This window comes from Rhizobium sp. S96, from assembly GCF_030382195.1.
In the GTDB taxonomy this organism is placed as follows: Bacteria; Pseudomonadota; Alphaproteobacteria; order Rhizobiales; family Rhizobiaceae; genus Rhizobium.
This window is the reverse complement of record NZ_JAUDRY010000010.1, coordinates 310,747-328,041: the sequence shown is the minus strand read 5'-3', so window position 1 is coordinate 328,041 and position 17,295 is coordinate 310,747. Positions and strand designations below refer to the sequence as shown.

Sequence of the window (17,295 nt, the reverse complement as noted above, 5' to 3'; positions counted from 1 at the left end):
TGTTTACGAGAAACTCCGGTAACAACGGATCAATGCGGATGCAAACAAAACCTTTCCGGATCGGCACCAGAGGCAGCCCACTGGCGCTCGCGCAGGCCAACGAAGCCCGCGACCGGCTGATGGCGGTCCATGGCCTGCAGGAAGAGATGTTCGAGATCGTCGTTCTGTCGACAAAGGGTGACCGTATCACCGATCGGTCGCTCGCCGAAATCGGCGGCAAGGGGCTGTTCACGGAAGAACTCGAGGAAAAGCTCGCCACCGGCGATCTCGACATTGCCGTACATTCGACAAAGGATATGCCGACCACCCTGCCGGAAGGGCTCTGTCTTTCCGCCTACCTGCCTCGCGAGGACATCCGCGACGCCGTAGTGGGCCGCACCGCGCCAAAGCTGATCGACCTGCCGCATGGCGCAACCGTCGGCTCCTCCTCGCTGCGCCGGCAGGCACTGATCCGCCGCATGCGACCCGACATCAACGTCATCACCTTCCGCGGCCTCGTCGATACGCGCCTGAGAAAGCTGCATGAGGGTCAGGTCGACGCGACACTTCTGGCGCTGGCCGGCCTGAAACGCCTCGGCAAGGTCGATGTCATCACCGAAATCCTCGACCCCGACATTTTCCCGCCGGCTCCGGCACAGGGAGCGATCTGCATCGAGAGCCGGATCGGCGACACCCGCATCGACGCGCTGCTTGCCCCTATCAACGACACCAAGACTTTCGACACCGTGTCCTGCGAGCGCGCCTTCCTGGCAGCCCTCGATGGCTCCTGCCGCACGCCGATCGGGGGCTACGCGGTGTGCGAAGGCGATCAGATCCGCTTCTCCGGCCTGATCATCACGCCGGATGGCAGAAGCCAGCATGCGGTCACCATCGACGGCCACCGTCGCGACGCCGTGGCACTGGGCACGCGCGCCGGGCAAGATGTCCGCGACCGGGCCGGCGCGACCTTCTTCGACGACTGGAGCTGACGCGGTCATGCGCGTGCTCGTGACCCGTCCCCTGCATTCGGGCGCGCGCACCGCCGAACGCCTTGTTGAAATGGGACACGAGCCGCTGTTGCTTCCCTTGTCGCAACCGGTCCACGATGCGGCGGAAGCGCTGACGGCGCTGTCGCAAACCGATGGCGCCATCGCGGTGACCAGCGCCGAGGCAATACGCGCCCTCAGGGAATCACGGTACGATCTCTCGCCACACCTGCATCGCGCGCTCTTTGCCGTAGGCGAGGCAACAGCCGAAGAAGCGGCAGCGGCCGGCTTCCTGTCCGTCGTGGCGTCGTCGGGCAATGGCGCCGACCTCGCGGATATGATCGCAGAACAAAGTCGTGGACCCGTGCTCTATCTCGCCGGGTTGCCGCGCGCCGAAACATTCGAAACGCGCGCCCGTCAGATCGGCCTGCACGTCGTCGTCGCCAATTGCTACCACATGGAGCCGCTCCCGGTCGCCGCCGACGCAGTTCGGGCACTTCTCGAGCGGCAGCCTGATTCGATTCTCTTCTATTCCCGACAGACGACGGAAGCGTTTTTCGCTATCGAAGCGATCCGCATGCACCCGGAAACAATCGCCGATGTGCGGCTGCTTTGCCTGAGTGCCGCCGTGGCCGCCGCTGTTCCGAAACCGTTGCAGGGCAACGTCGCAGTCGCAGCAGCGCCGAACGAAGCAAGCCTGCTGTCGCTCATTTGAACGCCTTCCGCGCCCAAATTTTATCTAACCTCTTTCCTTAACTGGCATCACTGACTAGTTTCGAACCATTGCAGGAATATGAGGGTCTCATGGCACCAGGAAATCCGCCACGCCATTCGAAGAGCACCGACGAGCCGGTCACGATCGATCTGGATGCGCAGGAGATTGCCTCTGCCAACAACGCGGAAGATATCCCGCCGCCACCCCAAACCGAACCGAATGAAACCGACGTGCCCGCTGACGCGCCGAAGGAAGAAACCGAGGCACCGCGCGATGCTGTAGCCGAGGAACAGCCGGCGCAGCCAGTGCACCGCCGCGAAGGCGGCAACACGTCAGGGCTGATCGCTGCCGGTATTGTCGGCGGTTTGATCGCCCTCGTCGGCGCCGGTGCGATCCAGTATGCCGGATTTCTACCCGGACCATCAGCCACCAAGGTACCATCCGCCGACATCGCCAACTTGACGAGCGAGATCGATGGCTTGAAGCAATCGCTCGCCAGCCTGGCCACTTCGCCGCAGCCTGCACCGGATGGGACGCTGGAGACACGCCTGGCTGCACTGGAAGAGGCCGCAAAGACGGCGCCATCGCAAGCCGGCGCAGACAACACCGCAGTCGCAGCGCTGAACCAGAAGCTTGCGGATTTGACCGGCCAGATCGACCAGCTGCGCGGCGCCGTCGCACAGGCTTCGGAACAAAAGACGTCGGACAGCGCAGGCATCGAACAGCGCCTTGCCGAGGCCGAGAAGAAACTCAACGAACCGCGGCAGGATGTTGCCGTCGCCCGGGCAATCGGCGCTGCCGCGCTCAAGGCCGCGATCGATCGCGGAGGACCTTTCGTCGCCGAGCTCGATACATTTGCCAGCGTCTCCCCGGACGATCCTGTGACGGCGGACCTCCGCAACTTTGCGCAGACCGGTGTTCCCTCGCGCGCCGAATTGATTGACCAGGTTCCCGATGTCGCGACCGCCATCGTCGATTCCGTCAACCAGACCGATCCGAGCCAGAGCTGGTCGGACCGGCTGATGTCGAGCGCCAAATCGCTGGTCAAGGTACGCCCGGTGGGCAACATCGAAGGGGAGAGCGTCGAGGCGATTGCAGCGCGCATGGAAGACAAGGTTAAGAACGGCGATTTGCCGGGTGCGGCGGCCGAGTGGAACGACCTGCCCGCTCAGGCCAAGCAAGCATCGGCCGCTTTCAAGCAATCACTCGAGGCACGCATTCGCGTCGAGGATCTTGTCGGTAGCGCATTGTCCAAGGCAGTTTCCGGCGCAGGCAAGGAGGGCTGAGGCATGATAAGGCTTGTCGTATTCGCCCTTCTCGTACTCGTGCTTGGCTACGGTTTCTCCTGGCTAGCGGATCGCCCGGGCGACCTCTCGCTGATCTGGGAAGGGCAGCTGTACCAAACCAAGCTGATCGTCGCCGCGACTGCTATCATCGGTTTGGTGGCGCTTGTCATGGTGCTGTGGTGGCTGGTTCGCGTCATCTGGACGTCGCCGCACTCGGTGACCCGCTATTTTCGCGCCCGTAAGCGGGATCGCGGCTATCAGGCGCTTTCAACGGGGCTGATCGCAGCCGGCGCCGGCAATTCACTGCTGGCACGCAAGATGGCGGCACGATCGCGCGGCCTGATCCGCGCCGACCAGGAACCGCTGATCGCTCTTCTGGAAGCACAGGCTGCCTTGATCGAAGGCAGGCACGACGAGGCTCGCGCCAAGTTCGAGGCCATGACCAACGACCCGGAGACACGCGAGCTCGGGTTACGGGGACTTTATCTCGAGGCCAAGCGCCTAGGCGCCAACGAGGCTGCCCGCCAATATGCGGAGAAGGCCGCGGACAACGCGCCCTACCTTCCGTGGGCTGCACAGGCCACCCTCGAATATCGCAGCCAGGCGGGCCGCTGGGACGACGCGATCCGCCTGCTCGAACAGCAGAAGGCCGCACGCGTCATCGAGAAGACCGAAGCTGACCGCATGCGCGCCGTGTTGCTGACTGCCCGGGCAACGGAAAAGCTCGAAAACGATCCTGCCGGCGCCCGCGACGACGCCCTCCACGCCTTGAAGCTGTCAGCCGATTTCGAGCCGGCGGCCATTATCGCGGCAAAGGCGCTCTTTCGCGAAGACAAGCTCCGCAAGGCGGCCTCCATTCTCGAACAGGCATGGAAGGCAGAACCGCATCCCGAGATCGGCCGGACTTACGTGCGCGCCCGCAGCGGCGATTCCGCAGCGGACCGGCTGAAGCGCGCTGAACGACTCGAGGCCCTGCGGCCGAACAACGTCGAGTCGCTTCTCGTTGTTGCCCAGGCGGCTCTTGACGCCCAGGCCTTCGCAAAAGCCCGCACCAAGGCTGAAGCGGCCGCCCGTATCGAGCCACGCGAAGCAGCCTTTCTGTTGATGGCTGACATCGAAGAGGCTGAAACGGGAGACCAGGGCCGCATCCGCCACTGGCTTTCCCAGGCACTCAAGGCACCGCGCGATCCGGCCTGGGTCGCCGATGGCTTCGTCTCCGACAAGTGGCTGCCATTGTCGCCCATTTCGGGCCAACTGGACGCCTTCGTCTGGAAGGCACCGTTCGGCCAGGTTGAGGGCCCGATCGAGGATGGCGCGCCAGCGTCGATCGATTATGCGCTGAAGACGCTGCCGCCCGTGCGCGAAACGCGTCCCGAAAGTCCGGTCAACGATCATCGCATCATCGAAATTGAGCGTGCCGCGACCATCGCCGAGGCCGCGCGCCCGCCTGCGAAGCCGGCAACACCCACCAAAGAGACGGCCACCCAGGCTGCAGAACCACCCCCATTTTTCGGCGGACGACCGGATGATCCCGGCGTGCGCGCCCCTGCGACGGAGCCGGAGCCCAAGACCCGTCTTCGCTTGTTCTAGATAAAACAGGATCCGAATGTTCGAACGCTTCCAGGCATTCTTTCAGAATCTCACCAACGACAGTCCAAAAAACAGCTTTGCTCCCGACGATCCGCGTATCGCAGTGGCCGCGCTCTGTATGCAGGTCATGGAGGCCGACGGCCAGGTCAAGGAAAGCGAAAAGAAGCGGCTGCGCAAGCTTCTGAAGGACCAGTATGGTCTTGATCGCAAGCAGCTCGATGCGCTGATCGCCGCTGGTCAGGAAGCCGAAAGTTCGGCTGTCGACTACTACCGCTTCACGTCCGACCTGAAGCGCCATCTCAATACCGAGCAGCGGCTCGAATTGATCGGGATTCTCTGGGACATCGTTTACGCGGACGGTGAACGTAGCGAGATGGAAGACGACGCCATCTGGCGCATCGCCGAGCTTCTCGGCATTTCCGCCCGCGAGCGCATCCTGAAGAGACAGGAGGCGGCAAGGCGCGTCACCGACGTCGAAGTGGTGCAGGACGATGCCGACTGACCGCTTCTCGGAACATGCTGGCCGCCCCATCCTGATTGTTCTCCACCAGGAGCGATCAAGCCCGGGTCGGGTCGGACAGCTCCTCGTCGAGAAGGGCTATAGCCTGGATATCCGCCGCCCTGTCCTCGGCGACAAACTGCCATCGACGCTCGCTGCGCACGCAGGCGCCGTCATTTTCGGCGGCCCGATGAGCGCCAACGATCCGGACGATTTCGTGAAAGCGGAAATCGACTGGCTGAGCGTACCGCTCAAGGAGAAGCGGCCGCTTCTCGGGATCTGCCTCGGCGCACAGATGCTGGTCCGGCATCTCGGGGGCAAGGTGCAGCCAAGTGACGATGGTTCGACCGAGATCGGCTGGTATCCGCTACGCGCCACCGAAAAGGGTCGCCTGCTGATGCACTGGCCGAAAATGGTCTACCATTTTCATCGCGAGGGCTTTGATCTGCCGCGCGGCGCCGATCTCCTCGCCGAGGGCGATACCTATCAGAACCAGGCTTTTCGTTATAACGGCCACGCCTGGGGCCTGCAGTTTCACGCGGAACTGACGCGGGCGATGATGCATCGCTGGGTTGTTCACGGCGCGCATCGGTTTATCCTGCCGAACGCGCAGCAGGGGCGTGAGCATCTCGAAGGCCGCATGTTGTTCGATGCACCGCTGAAGGCCTGGCTGCACGAATTCCTCGACGTTGTCTTCGAAGGCAAGGCGGCGAAGAGCGGGCTGGTCGCGGAGGCTGGCCATTCGGGTTAGATGCGCCAGCGCCGCACTGTGGTAGAATTCAGCGCTTCAACAGCTCAGAAGCAAGAACGCGTTCCGATCAACGATCCGGTCCACGCCCCTTGGCGCCGCGACTTGGCCATCTCTGGGGAACACCATGTCCAACTATGAACAGAAGCTTGCCTCGATGGGGTTGGTCCTGCCCCAGCCATTGAAACTGCCCTCGAACATGGTACTGCCGTTTCCGTGGGTGAATGTTCGCGGAGACCGCGCGTTCATTTCAGGGCATGGGCCCCAGAATAGCGACGGTTCCCCCGCGGGTCCCTTCGGCGCCGTTGGCGAGGCGGTCTCGGTAGAAGAAGCGAAGGCATCCGCGCGAAAGGTCGCGCTGTCGATGCTGGGCAGCTTGAAGCGGGAACTCGGCAGCCTGGATCGCATCACCGGCTGGTGCCGGGTTTTCGGCATGGTCAACTGCGCACCGCGCTTCGCCAATCCGCCTGCCGTCATCAACGGCTTTACCGAGTTGATCATCGAGGTCTTCGGCCACGAGGTCGGAAGTCACTCCCGCTCCGCCATCGGCGTCGCCGGCCTGCCGTTGAATTTTCCGGTCGAGATCGAAGCTGAGGTGCTGATTTCGCTGTGACGGCGGCCTGCCTCAGGCGACCTCGCTGCGCGTCGGCGCATCCAGCGTATCGATCTTACGCAGTTGCGGGAAGCTTGTCGCCCAGATCGCCGCAACCGCCAGGGTGCCGATGCCGCCGATGATAACGGCAGGCACGGCGCCGAAGATCGATGCCATCGTACCCGCGCGGAACTCGCCGAGCTCGTTCGATGCGCCAACGAAGACCATGTTGACGGCGTTGACGCGACCACGCAATTGATCAGGCGTCCAGAGCGCGATCAGGCTTTCTCGGACATAGACCGAAATCATGTCGGCGGCGCCCATCAACACCAGTGCTGCGATCGACAGTTCCGTATTGGTCGAAACCCCGAAGATGACGGTGCCGATGCCGAAGAGTGCCACGCCGATGAACATGTAGACGCCGGCGCGGTGCTTGAGCGGGCGAGCAGCCAGGAAAATCGCCATGACGATCGCCCCCAGACCCGGCGCAGAGCGCAGCAGACCGAGCCCCCAAGGCCCGAGAGTAAGGATATCGCGGGCAAAGATCGGCATCAGCGCCGTGGCGCCGCCCAACAGAACAGCGAAGAGATCGAGCGAGATCGCGCCAAGCACGACTTTCTCAGCACGGATGAAGCGGAAGCCACCAAGGATCATGTCCCAGCTCTTGGCCTCGCCTGTCGTCTTCTGCGTCGGCTTCGGGATCATGTAGAGCAGTGCAGCGCCCAGTGCGGCAAAGACCACGGCCACGACATAGGCCGTGTGAGCATTGACCCCATAGAGCAGGCCACCGAGAACAGGTCCGGTGATCGCCGCGAGCTGCCAGGATGACGAATTCCAGGCGATTGCGTTCGACAGATCCTCCGGCGGCACGAGATTCGGTGCCAGCGACTGCATGGCCGGCGACATGAATGCACGCTCGATGCCGAAGATGAGCAGAACGACAAAGACCGGAACAGGCGAAAACGTCCCTGTCATGGTCATTACCAGCAGCGCCAGGGTGCAAAGCGCGCTCACCAGGGAGCAGATTGAGGCGATCGCCCGGCGGTTATGTCGATCAGCAACGGAACCCGTAACCAGGATCAACACCAGCGATGGCAGGAACTGTACGAGCCCGATCAGGCCCAGATAGATCGCGCTGCGGGTCTGGTCATACATCTGCCAGCCGACGGCGACACTGACGATCTGCTGCGAAAAGGAAAGAAGAAACCGCGCAAAGAAGAACCGTGTGTACGACGAATGCCGGAAGGCGGCAAACCGATCTCCGCTGGCTGAAATGGACATGAGAACTTTTCCAAGGAACAGGCGGCGCGTTCGCTGCCAGCCCGCCCGTTAAACATGATTTACCATGGGTTTACACAGGGCACTTGCCCGTTTAGTCGCCAATGTCTACATGTCTGTCAACAACGAACTGGAGACTGCGATGATTGCGCTCTTTCAAACCATTGATTTGGCTTTGAATCTTTATACCTGGATACTAATCGGCAGCGCCATTTTTTCCTGGCTGTACGCGTTCAACGTGATCAATTCCAGCAACCAGTTCGTCAATTCGGTCGGCATGTTCCTCTATAATGTCACCGAACCGGTGCTGCGCCCGATCCGCCGCGTGCTACCGAACCTCGGCGGCATCGACATCTCACCGATCATCCTGCTGCTGATCATCTTCTTCATTCGCTCTTTCATGTGGAACACCATCGTCCCGATGGTCATGTGATCCGGCCCTATCAGGCCTTTTCAGATCACCTTCTTCTCGCCGTTCGACTGACGCCGAATGGCGGCCGTGATCAGATCGACGGCGTCGAGCTCGATGCCGACGGCAAGGCGCACCTGAAAGCGCGCGTCTCGGTGCCGCCCGAGAAGGGGAAGGCCAACAAGGCGCTGACTGCGCTCATCGCCAAGCGGCTTGGCATTGCGAAGTCCTCGGTTAGCCTCGTTTCAGGCGACACGTCGCGTAAAAAAATCCTCCGGATCGATGCCGACCCGGAGGATGTAATCAAAAAGCTGGATGCCCTTTCGGGCTCATAGCAAGGCCGATCAGGCCTTTTCCTTCTTGGCGCGTTCGATCGCCTCGAGGATCAGCTGGCCGGCTTCCTTGGCATCGCCCCAGCCGTAGATCTTCACCCACTTGCCGGGCTCCAGATCCTTGTAGTGCTCGAAGAAGTGCTCGATCTGCTTGAGCGTGATCTCGGGCATATCGGTGTAGTCCTTGACCTTGTCGTAGCGCATGGTCAGCTTCGGCGACGGGACGGCAATGATCTTTTCGTCCTTGCCGGAATTGTCTTCCATCTTCAGAACGCCGATCGGACGCACGTTGATGACACAGCCAGGAACCAGCGGACGCGTGCTGGCGATCAGGACGTCGATCGGATCGCCGTCTTCCGACAGCGTGTGCGGCACGAAGCCGTAGTTACCTGGATAGGTCATCGGCGTGTAGAGGAAACGGTCGACGACCAGCGTGCCGGCTTCCTTGTCCATCTCGTACTTGATCGGGTGACCACCGACCGGCACTTCAACGATGACGTTGACGTCTTCAGGTGGGTTCTTGCCAATGGAAACGGCGTCGATGCGCATGCGATAACTCCCGCGACGTGAATGTTCGCAGCCAGATAATCGGTTTCATGCCGCGACGCAACACGACACTTCAGCGAAGTTTAATGATAGTTTTGCAAAGCCACATGCCAAAGGCGGGGCTGAGGCCTCAATTCCAGATGAAGCCGATCTTCTTCAGCTGCTTGCGATCGAAGGTTTCCACGCCTTCGCAATAGTCGACGCCACCATGCCCCCGGTAGAACTCGGCACCGTTTTCATTTTCTTCCAGGCACCAGACAACCAGCCCCTTGCAGCCGAGCGACTTCAGCAGCCTCTGCGCTTCGCTGAAGAGCATGTGGCCAAGGCCAATCCCTTGATATTCAGGGCGAAGATAGAGCTCGTAGATCTCACCTTCCTGGGGCAGGGCGCGGGCGCGGTTGAGGCCGAGCGTTGCATAACCTGCAACGGTCCCCGCGACATCGAGCACGAGCAGCGTTGCCGGACCGCGGGTGGCCTTGCGCCACCAGCTTTCACCGCGACGTTCGATCATTTGCGTCAGCGCCTTGTGCGGAATGATTCCCGCATAGGTGTGCTGCCACGCAAGCCGATGCGCTTCCGAAATAGCTCGGGAATCCTGCGGTTCAGCCCGCCGAACATCGATCGACAACGTCTTCATAACGCTTACTCTGGCCCTACCGCCGGCAATTAACCATATGCGTCACTGCATTCCGGCCAATTGCCCACAGACTTAACATGTGGACGATTGCTGAAATTTAACGCTTTTTTAACTATTGCGACAAGAAGGATTCGACGAACCGCACAAATAAAAAACCCCGGCGCGATGGCCGGGGTTTTCCGTCTGAATGATTGGGCGTCCGGATCAGGCGGACTTCGCCTTGGCGAAGCGCTTGCGATCGTTGGCATCGAGATACATCTTGCGCAGGCGGATCGACTTCGGCGTCACTTCCATCAGTTCGTCGTCCTGGATCCAGGAGAGAGCGCGGTCGAGCGTCATGCGGATCGGCGGGGTGAGCTTGACGGCTTCGTCCTTGCCGGCGGCGCGGATGTTGGTCAGCTGCTTGCCCTTGAGGACGTTGACCTCGAGGTCATTGTCGCGGGAGTGAATACCGATAATCATGCCCATGTAGACCTTTTCGCCGGGCTCGATCATCATCGGGCCGCGATCTTCCAGGTTGAACATGGCGTAAGCCACAGCTTCACCGGCGGCGTTTGCCAGCAGAACGCCGTTGGTGCGGCCACCGATTTCACCCTTGAAGGGCTGGTAGTCCTTGAACAGGCGGTTCATGACGGCAGTGCCGCGCGTGTCGGTCAGAAGTTCCGACTGGTAGCCGATCAGGCCACGGGTCGGCGCGTTGAACACCAGGCGAACGCGGTTGCCGCCCGAAGGACGCAGCTCGGTCATTTCAGCCTTGCGCTCGGACATCTTCTGAACGACGACGCCGGAATGCTCTTCATCGACGTCGATGACGACTTCTTCGATCGGCTCCATCAGCTGGTCGTTCTCGTCGCGGTGCATGACGACGCGCGGACGCGACACGGCGAGCTCGAAGCCTTCGCGGCGCATGGTTTCGATAAGAACGGCGAGCTGCAATTCGCCACGACCGGATACGTAGAACGAATCCTTGCCTTCGGCTTCTTCGATCTTCAGCGCGACGTTGCCTTCGGCTTCCTTGAACAGGCGGTCGCGGATGACGCGCGAGGTGACCTTGTCACCCTCGGTGCCGGCCAGCGGGCTGTCGTTGACGATGAAGGACATGGTAACGGTCGGCGGGTCGATCGGCTGGGCGGTCAGCGCTTCATTGACAGCCGGATCGCAGAAGGTATCGGCAACCGTGCCCTTGGAAAGGCCGGCGATGGCGACGATGTCGCCTGCATGCGCTTCTTCGATCGAGGTGCGCTCGATGCCGCGGAAGGCAAGGATCTTGGAGATACGACCGCTTTCGATCATCTTGCCGTCCTGGCCGAGAACCTTCACAGCCTGGTTCGGCTTGATCGAGCCGGAATTGATACGGCCGGTGATGATGCGGCCAAGGAAAGGGTTGGCTTCCAGGATCGTGCCGATCATCGTGAACGGGCCTTCGGCAACCGTCGGCTCCGGAACGTGGCTGAGCACGAGATCGAGCAGCGGTGCAAGACCCTGGTCCTTCGGGCCTTCAGGATTGACGTTCATCCAGCCATCGCGACCAGAACCGTAGAGGATCGGGAAGTCGAGCTGCTCGTCGGTGGCGTCGAGGCTGGCGAAGAGGTCGAACACTTCGTTGATGACTTCCTCGTGACGGCCATCCGGGCGGTCGATCTTGTTGATAGCGACGATCGGACGGAGGCCGACCTTCAGCGCCTTGGAGACCACGAACTTCGTCTGCGGCATCGGGCCTTCCGACGAGTCAACCAGAACGATCGCGCCGTCCACCATCGACAGGATACGCTCGACTTCACCGCCAAAGTCGGCGTGGCCGGGGGTGTCGACGATGTTGATGCGAACGCCCTTCCACTCGACCGAGGTCGCCTTGGCAAGGATCGTGATGCCGCGTTCCTTTTCCAGATCGTTGGAGTCCATCACGCGTTCTGCAACGCGCTGGTTCTCGCGGAACGAGCCGGACTGTTTCAGGAGTTCGTCAACCAGTGTCGTCTTGCCATGGTCAACGTGCGCGATAATCGCGATGTTGCGAAGTGCCATATGTTCAAATCTCTGAGGCTGGGGCGCCGCGCTGGGAGAAGGCGCCAATTTCATTTGGGCGGCTCATACAGTGTTTTTCGCCTTTGCGAAAGGGGGGAGCCCGGAATGAAAGGAATGCATGCATTAACTCGACACGTCGGGGTCAAGAACCGTGTGCCAGAGCTCGGTATCGTTCCGGTCCATTAGGCGGACAGTCAGCTGCTCGGTCTGTCCATCGATATCGATCAGCCCGAAAAATTGCATGCCGGCCGAGGGCGGCAGGTTCTGCTCGGCACCACCTGGTGCCGCCTTCATGAATTTCACCTCGGGCCCGAAGGTCATGTCGAGTTCCTGTGGCCCATAGGTGCCGGAATGCAGCGGCCCGGCAACGAACTCCCAGAACGGCAGGAACTCGCGAAATTTCGCCTTGCCGGGATCGTAGTAATGCGCAGCTGCATAGTGCACGTCGGCCGTCAGCCAGATCATGTTTGTGATGCCGGCATCGCGGATGAAACGCAGAAGATCGGCGAACTCCAGTTCACGACCGAGCGGCGCACCGTTGTCGCCGTTCGAAAACGACTCCGATCCTTTTCGCTTGCCGTAGTCGTCCCAGATGACGAGGCCGATCGGCAGGTCGCAGGCGATCACCTTCCAGGTCGCCGTCGAGCGCACCAGCTCCCGCTTCAGCCACGCCACCTGCTTCTCACCGAGCAGCCGTGAATCGGACGTCAGCTCCGCATCAAGACCATGGCTGTTCGGCCCGCGATAGGTGCGCAGGTCAACGAAGAACACGTCGAGCAACGGCCCGTAGGCGACCTTGCGATAGATCCGCCCCGGTTCCTCCGCCACGTAGCGCGTCGGCGTCATCTCATGAAATGCCCGACTGGCTCGAGCGGAGAGTGTCGTAACCGATTTTTCCTTGTATCGGGCGTCGTCGCGGAGATCGGTCGAAGGCGACCAGTTGTTCAGCACCTCGTGATCGTCCCACTGATAGAAGACGGGACAGGCCGCGTTCAGTCCCTTCACGTGGTCGTCAAGCAGATTATAGGTCCACTGACCACGGAATTGCTCGAGCGTCTGGGCAATCTCGCGCTTGGCGTCCGTCACGATGCGGTTCTTCCAGACACCTCCATCGCGAAGGCTTATCTCCTCCGGAATTGGATTGTCGGCATAGATCGTATCGCCGGAGTGGATCATGAAATCCGGCTGGTGATAAGCGATTGTCGAGTAGGTCCGCATCCCCTCACCATCAATACCCCACCCCTGCCCGGCCGTGTCGCCGGACCAGACAAAACGAATGCTGCGCTTTTGCGTCGGCGCGGTCCGGAATTGCCCCAGGATCGGTTCAGACACGCTGTTGAGGTCCTGCAGATCGGCCGCGCGGAACCGGTAAAAGATCTCCTGATCTGCAGGCAGGCCCTGCAGCAGCAGCTTGCCGGTAAGGTCGGTTTCGTGGGTTACGTTGAGCGGCGCCAGCCTTACAGCATTGGCAAACTTGTCGGTGGTCGAATATTCGACCTGGAGCCGCGACGGACGGTCCACGCGCGTCCAGATCACGCCGGAAGTGGCATCGACGTCGCCGGATTGAACTCCTGATGTAAACACCGGTCGGCTGGATGATCCGCGAGCGTAGTAAGGCATCGCAAGCCCCGTCACCGCAAATCCGCCAACCGCTCCCATGGAAGAGAGAAAGCGTCGGCGGGTCGTTTCTGTCAGTTTCATGCCACGGCTTATCCGGCTTGCGAAAGCGGGAGCGATTCTCCCGCGCCGAGCCTATGGCAGCCCTCATGTCATTCGCTTGAAGGCGGCATGACCGTTTTTCGAAACTTCGGCGACAGTCCTGTCACATTGCAGGCAACATCACTCCGCCACCAGCCCACCGCGGCGAAGTAGGCTCAAGAGCAGCAGCGGCAGCAGCGTTGTGATGAGGATGGCGACAAAGGCCATGGCCATGCCGAGCCCCACGGAGCCCTGTTCGAACTGCCGCCAGATGAAGGTGGCGATGGTCTGCATGCCGACGGGCGCCACGACCACGGAAGCGACGAGCTCGCGCGACGCCAGCGCGAAGACGAGCAGCATGGCCGAGGCGAGGCTCGGAAATACTAGCGGCAGCAGGATGCGGCGAAACGCCGTGGCACCGCTCGCGCCGCTCACCCGGGCCGCGGCCTCCAGGCTGTCGCCGATCTGCTGGAAGGCGGCTACCGTGTAGCGCACCGGCTGCGGCAACAGGATGCAGCAATAGGCAAGCAGCAGGATCAGCCCGGTATTGTAGGGGGTGGCGGGAAGCCACGGCATGTTCCAGGCAAGGATGAGCCCGACGGCGACGACGATGCCGGGAAGCGCGTTCGGCAGGATGGTCATGATGTCGATGGCGATGCGCCCGCGCATCCGCGTCTTCACCACAGTATAGGCGGCGACCACGCCGATCAGCCCGGTGATGACGGCGGTGCCGATACCAAGCGAGAAGCTGTTGCCGAGCGCTTCCACGGCGCCGGCGCTGTTGGAGAATACCGCCGCGAAATTGTCGAGGCTGAGATTGTCGAAGGCCAGCCCGCCGGAGATCGTCCGCGACAGCGCCGTCATCAGGATCGCCAGCAGCGGCAGCCCGGTGGCGAGGAACGAAACGACCGCAAACGCGATCACGACGAGAACTTTGTAGGCGCCGAGCGGCCGCTTGTCCTTGGCGAGCGGCTTGCCGCTGACCGTCTGGTAGGAACGCCGAGACAGGATCCAGCGCTGCAGCAGGAAAGCCACCAGCGACAGGGTAACGAGCAGGATGGAAAGGATCGCGGCGCCCGGCAGATCGATCGGCCAGTCGGAGATGCGCAGGTCGATGCCTGTGACGAGAACCTGGAAGCCGGCGCGGCGGCCAAGCGCTGCCGGCGTGCCGTATTCCTCGATCGCCGCGGCAAAGACCAGCATCAGGCTGGCGACGAGCCCGGGGGCCGAAAGCGGCAGCGTGATCCGCCAGAAGGCGCGCGCCGGGGTCGCCCCGAAGACACGGCCGACATCGGCATAGCGCGCGCCGACGGCTTCCACCGTGCGCGACACCGCGAAGTAGACCACCGGAAAGGTGTTGAAGGCCATGACCATGGTCATGCCGAAGAGCGAGAACAGGAAGGGCGCGAGGTTGAAGCCCGCCAGCTGCTCGAGATAGCCGCGCGGCTGCAGCGTCATGATCCAGCCCAGCGTGGCGATGTAGGGCGGGATCATGAAGGGGACGAGCAAAAGCACGTCCCAGAGCGGCGCCAGCGGAACACGATAGAGCGCCCGGATGACGCCAAGCGGCACCGCCACCAGCGCCGAGGCGATGACGACGCAGCCGCCGAGCAGGATGGTATTGCCGGCCATGCCGATCAGCGCATTGTCGCCGAGCGTGGCGAAGAGCGCTGAGAAAGGGCCCGAAAACGAGCCCTGCCCGAGATCGGGAAAGATGCCCTGTAGGACGATGGCGATGAAGGGAACGGCAACGATGACGCTCAAACCCGCGATGGCGAGCAAGGCGGCTGGTGTCGCGCCGCCGATGCCGTTCGTCTTCATCAACTGGTCCTTACTTGCTGCCGAAGATGTCGGCGGTCTGCTTCAGCGTTTCCTTGCGCTTTCCGTAGACGGCGGCGGTGTCGTACTTCAGGAGCTTCAGGTCGCTCATCAGCGGACGGTTGGCCGGGATATCGCTGCGGGCAGGCATCAGCATCTGGGCGGCGACCAGCTTCTGGCCTTCGTCGGACAGCATGTAGTCGATGAACTTCTTGGCCTCGTCCTGGTTCTTCGACCAGTTGAGGATCATGGCCGGACGCGGAGCGATGACCGTGCCGGAAGCCGGGAAGATCACGTCGATGTTCTCGCCCTTTTCCTTGGCGGCGAGCGTGATGTAGTCGACCGCGCCGAAGACGGCGGCCTTGGCGCCCTGCAGAACCGGGTTCAGCGCTTCGGCGTTGGCGCCGGCGATGATCGCGCCGTTATCCTTCAGCTCCTTGAAGAGCTTGAAATCGTCCTGACCGGCGAGCGCCGCCGTCAGTTCGAAGGACGAGCCCGACTGTGCCGGATCCGGAATGTTGACGAGGTCCTTGTACTCGGGCTTGGCGAGATCGGCCCATTCGGCCGGCTTCGGCGTTTCGCTCTTGGTGTTCCAGGCGATGCCGAGCGCCGAGATGCCCTGAGCGACGGCCGTATCGGTCTTCAGGAAATCGGGAACCTTGGCGGCGTTCGGGCTGGTGTAGGAAGCGAGCCAGCCGCGCTTGGCGAAATCGGTCGCCGTATCCCAGGATGCCGAGATCAGCACGTCGACGACAGGGTTCGAGGCTTCGGCCTCGATGCGGGCCATGACCTTGCCGGTCGTTGCCTGGAAGACGTTGACGTTGACGCCGGTCTCCTTGGTGAAGCCAGACGACAGCTTGTCGATCAGGCTCTGCGGGCCGGCGGTGTAGACGGTGATGTCGGCATGCGCGACGCCGGCCATCAGCGATGCGGCGAAGACGCCGAAAGTGATGCTTTTCAAAGACTTAAACATGTTCAAGATTTTCCCTCTTTGACAAATGAACGCTATTGCCGAACCAGCGGATCAGGTCGGGATCGATCAAAAGGCCGACGGCATCGCCGGTGCGAAGCTTGGCGCGGCTCAAGACCTGAAGCTCGACATGCCCGGCGCCGACCAGCGACACGGTGGCGAGATGCCCGTCGCCGCGGAACTGCGAGCGCAGCACGGTCGCGGCGAGCCGCCCCGGCAGGATCTCGCCGGCGCCGATGGCACCCGTCGGAATGAGAATACGCGGCTTGCCGCCCTGATCGCCGGTTGCCGGCATCATCATCACGCCGCTGTCGGCGAAGAACCAATGCCCGTCGCGGTACTCGAGCGCCGCGATGCCACCCAGCCGCAGGAAGTCGGCGACCTCAGGCGTTGCCGGCCGGTCGATGAGCTCGTCCGGCGAGGCCAGCTGCTCGATCAGCCCGCCGCGCATGACGGCGACGTCGTCGGCCAGCGTCAGCGCCTCGCTGTGATCGTGCGTGACGTAGATCGCGGTGAGGCCGAGCGTGCCGATCAGCTCCGCCAGCTCGCCCACCATGTTCTCGCGCAGCTCGCGGTCGAGGTTGGACAGCGGCTCGTCGAACAGGATCAGCTGCGGCTCCGCGACGATGGCGCGGGCGATCGCCACACGCTGCTGCTGGCCGCCGGACAGGTCACTCGGGCGACGATCCGCGTAAGCGCCGAGGCCGACGCGCTCCAGCGCCCGCATCGTCCGCTCCTGCCGCGCCGCCTTGCCGACGCCGCGCATCTCAAGCGGAAAGGAGACATTGCCACCGACCGTCAGGTGCGGCCACAGCGCGTAATCCTGGAAGACCATGCCGAGGTTGCGGCTTTCCGGCGGCGCGAAAACGCCGCTCGCGGCATCCGCCACCAAGCGCCCGGCGATCGAGACCGAACCCTTGGTCGGCGCCAGAAGCCCCGCCACCAGCCGCAGAAGCGTGGTCTTGCCGCAGCCCGAGGGACCGAGGAGCGCAAGGGTTTTGCCGCGTGTCAGGGAAATATCGATGCCGTTCAGGATGGGAGTCGCGCCATAACGCAACTCGACGCCGGACGTCGAAACGGCCGCAGGGGTCTCTGAAGGGCGATCATTCATGGGGAACCGGCATCAATGGAACGTCGATGCCGGTTGCTTATTAACGTTCAGTGACACTCATGTGACATGAGGCGCCCTA

The 17,295-nt window shown here is 62.2% G+C and carries 17 protein-coding genes; 9 read left to right on the top strand and 8 right to left on the bottom strand.

Annotation, left to right across the window (positions count from 1 at the left end; translation table 11 throughout):
• The first annotated feature begins 38 nt into the window (after window positions 1–38).
• The 7 genes from hemC to QTL94_RS13740 all read left to right on the top strand — a co-directional run bounded on the left by hemC (window position 39) and on the right by QTL94_RS13740 (window position 6,416).
• Entirely contained in the window at window positions 39–968 is a 930-nt protein-coding gene (gene hemC / locus QTL94_RS13770) for a hydroxymethylbilane synthase (RefSeq protein ID WP_289802245.1), read from the top strand.
• A 7-nt stretch (window positions 969–975) separates the two neighbouring features.
• Window positions 976–1,680, top strand: a complete 705-nt coding sequence (locus tag QTL94_RS13765) for a uroporphyrinogen-III synthase (protein ID WP_289802244.1) — start codon at window positions 976–978, stop codon at window positions 1,678–1,680.
• A gap of 89 nt (window positions 1,681–1,769) precedes the next feature.
• Entirely contained in the window at window positions 1,770–2,966 is a 1,197-nt protein-coding gene (locus tag QTL94_RS13760; RefSeq protein WP_289802243.1) for a COG4223 family protein, read from the top strand.
• Between the two features lie 3 nt (window positions 2,967–2,969).
• A complete protein-coding gene (locus QTL94_RS13755; RefSeq protein WP_289802242.1) occupies window positions 2,970–4,556 on the top strand; it encodes a heme biosynthesis protein HemY in 1,587 nt (528 codons plus the stop codon).
• Between the two features lie 16 nt (window positions 4,557–4,572).
• Window positions 4,573–5,058: a tellurite resistance TerB family protein gene (locus QTL94_RS13750; RefSeq protein WP_289802241.1), complete on the top strand. Its 486-nt coding sequence runs from the start codon at window positions 4,573–4,575 to the stop codon at window positions 5,056–5,058.
• Window positions 5,048–5,806 (top strand): glutamine amidotransferase, encoded by a 759-nt coding sequence (locus QTL94_RS13745; protein WP_289802240.1) that lies wholly within the window; start codon window positions 5,048–5,050, stop codon window positions 5,804–5,806. The genes QTL94_RS13750 and QTL94_RS13745 overlap by 11 nt, the downstream gene beginning before the upstream one ends.
• A 124-nt stretch (window positions 5,807–5,930) precedes the next feature.
• Window positions 5,931–6,416 carry a RidA family protein gene (locus QTL94_RS13740; protein WP_289802239.1) on the top strand — a complete coding sequence of 162 codons (486 nt, stop codon included), beginning with the start codon at window positions 5,931–5,933 and terminating at the stop codon, window positions 6,414–6,416.
• A 12-nt stretch (window positions 6,417–6,428) separates the two neighbouring features.
• On the opposite strand, the gene QTL94_RS13735 is transcribed toward QTL94_RS13740, so the two are convergent.
• Window positions 6,429–7,676, bottom strand: coding sequence for an MFS transporter (locus QTL94_RS13735; protein ID WP_289802238.1), 1,248 nt, complete (start codon window positions 7,674–7,676; stop codon window positions 6,429–6,431).
• 139 nt (window positions 7,677–7,815) lie between these two features.
• Between QTL94_RS13735 and QTL94_RS13730 the strand changes: the two genes are divergently transcribed.
• Together QTL94_RS13730 and QTL94_RS13725 are read left to right on the top strand one after the other, a co-directional pair.
• Window positions 7,816–8,106 carry a YggT family protein gene (locus QTL94_RS13730; protein ID WP_289802237.1) on the top strand — a complete coding sequence of 97 codons (291 nt, stop codon included), beginning with the start codon at window positions 7,816–7,818 and terminating at the stop codon, window positions 8,104–8,106.
• Window positions 8,103–8,417, top strand: coding sequence for a DUF167 domain-containing protein (locus QTL94_RS13725; protein WP_289802236.1), 315 nt, complete (start codon window positions 8,103–8,105; stop codon window positions 8,415–8,417). Before QTL94_RS13730 ends, QTL94_RS13725 begins: the two co-directional genes overlap by 4 nt.
• 9 nt (window positions 8,418–8,426) lie before the next feature.
• Here QTL94_RS13725 and ppa read toward each other — a convergent pair whose 3' ends face one another.
• The 7 genes from ppa to QTL94_RS13690 form a co-directional block, all read right to left on the bottom strand.
• Entirely contained in the window at window positions 8,427–8,963 is a 537-nt protein-coding gene (ppa, locus tag QTL94_RS13720; RefSeq protein ID WP_065694490.1) for an inorganic diphosphatase, read from the bottom strand.
• A 127-nt stretch (window positions 8,964–9,090) separates the two neighbouring features.
• Window positions 9,091–9,597 (bottom strand): GNAT family N-acetyltransferase, encoded by a 507-nt coding sequence (locus QTL94_RS13715; protein ID WP_289802235.1) that lies wholly within the window; start codon window positions 9,595–9,597, stop codon window positions 9,091–9,093.
• Between the two features lie 204 nt (window positions 9,598–9,801).
• Window positions 9,802–11,619: a translational GTPase TypA gene (gene typA / locus QTL94_RS13710; protein ID WP_065694492.1), complete on the bottom strand. Its 1,818-nt coding sequence runs from the start codon at window positions 11,617–11,619 to the stop codon at window positions 9,802–9,804.
• Between the two features lie 123 nt (window positions 11,620–11,742).
• Window positions 11,743–13,320: an alkaline phosphatase D family protein gene (locus QTL94_RS13705; protein ID WP_289802234.1), complete on the bottom strand. Its 1,578-nt coding sequence runs from the start codon at window positions 13,318–13,320 to the stop codon at window positions 11,743–11,745.
• 138 nt (window positions 13,321–13,458) lie between these two features.
• Window positions 13,459–15,138: an ABC transporter permease gene (locus QTL94_RS13700; RefSeq protein ID WP_289802233.1), complete on the bottom strand. Its 1,680-nt coding sequence runs from the start codon at window positions 15,136–15,138 to the stop codon at window positions 13,459–13,461.
• A gap of 10 nt (window positions 15,139–15,148) precedes the next feature.
• The gene (locus QTL94_RS13695) at window positions 15,149–16,108 is read right to left on the bottom strand and encodes an ABC transporter substrate-binding protein (protein ID WP_289802232.1); all 960 of its coding nucleotides are present in this window, start codon (window positions 16,106–16,108) and stop codon (window positions 15,149–15,151) included.
• Entirely contained in the window at window positions 16,101–17,216 is a 1,116-nt protein-coding gene (locus QTL94_RS13690; RefSeq protein ID WP_289802231.1) for an ABC transporter ATP-binding protein, read from the bottom strand. The genes QTL94_RS13695 and QTL94_RS13690 overlap by 8 nt, the downstream gene beginning before the upstream one ends.
• Between the last annotated feature and the right edge of the window lie 79 nt (window positions 17,217–17,295).

What these genes read in the sequence shown, in the direction of transcription:
- QTL94_RS13760 (WP_289802243.1), top strand. Translation starts at nt 1,770, where the DNA reads ATGGCACCAGGAAATCCGCCACGCCATTCGAAGAGCACCGACGAGCCG.
- hemC (WP_289802245.1), top strand. Translation starts at nt 39, where the DNA reads ATGCAAACAAAACCTTTCCGGATCGGCACCAGAGGCAGCCCACTGGCG.
- QTL94_RS13690 (WP_289802231.1), bottom strand. Translation starts at nt 17,216, where the DNA reads ATGAATGATCGCCCTTCAGAGACCCCTGCGGCCGTTTCGACGTCCGGC.
- QTL94_RS13705 (WP_289802234.1), bottom strand. Translation starts at nt 13,320, where the DNA reads ATGAAACTGACAGAAACGACCCGCCGACGCTTTCTCTCTTCCATGGGA.
- QTL94_RS13750 (WP_289802241.1), top strand. Translation starts at nt 4,573, where the DNA reads ATGTTCGAACGCTTCCAGGCATTCTTTCAGAATCTCACCAACGACAGT.
- QTL94_RS13765 (WP_289802244.1), top strand. Translation starts at nt 976, where the DNA reads ATGCGCGTGCTCGTGACCCGTCCCCTGCATTCGGGCGCGCGCACCGCC.
- QTL94_RS13740 (WP_289802239.1), top strand. Translation starts at nt 5,931, where the DNA reads ATGTCCAACTATGAACAGAAGCTTGCCTCGATGGGGTTGGTCCTGCCC.
- ppa (WP_065694490.1), bottom strand. Translation starts at nt 8,963, where the DNA reads ATGCGCATCGACGCCGTTTCCATTGGCAAGAACCCACCTGAAGACGTC.
- QTL94_RS13735 (WP_289802238.1), bottom strand. Translation starts at nt 7,676, where the DNA reads ATGTCCATTTCAGCCAGCGGAGATCGGTTTGCCGCCTTCCGGCATTCG.
- QTL94_RS13745 (WP_289802240.1), top strand. Translation starts at nt 5,048, where the DNA reads ATGCCGACTGACCGCTTCTCGGAACATGCTGGCCGCCCCATCCTGATT.
- QTL94_RS13755 (WP_289802242.1), top strand. Translation starts at nt 2,970, where the DNA reads ATGATAAGGCTTGTCGTATTCGCCCTTCTCGTACTCGTGCTTGGCTAC.
- QTL94_RS13715 (WP_289802235.1), bottom strand. Translation starts at nt 9,597, where the DNA reads ATGAAGACGTTGTCGATCGATGTTCGGCGGGCTGAACCGCAGGATTCC.
- QTL94_RS13700 (WP_289802233.1), bottom strand. Translation starts at nt 15,138, where the DNA reads ATGAAGACGAACGGCATCGGCGGCGCGACACCAGCCGCCTTGCTCGCC.
- typA (WP_065694492.1), bottom strand. Translation starts at nt 11,619, where the DNA reads ATGGCACTTCGCAACATCGCGATTATCGCGCACGTTGACCATGGCAAG.
- QTL94_RS13730 (WP_289802237.1), top strand. Translation starts at nt 7,816, where the DNA reads ATGATTGCGCTCTTTCAAACCATTGATTTGGCTTTGAATCTTTATACC.
- QTL94_RS13695 (WP_289802232.1), bottom strand. Translation starts at nt 16,108, where the DNA reads ATGTTTAAGTCTTTGAAAAGCATCACTTTCGGCGTCTTCGCCGCATCG.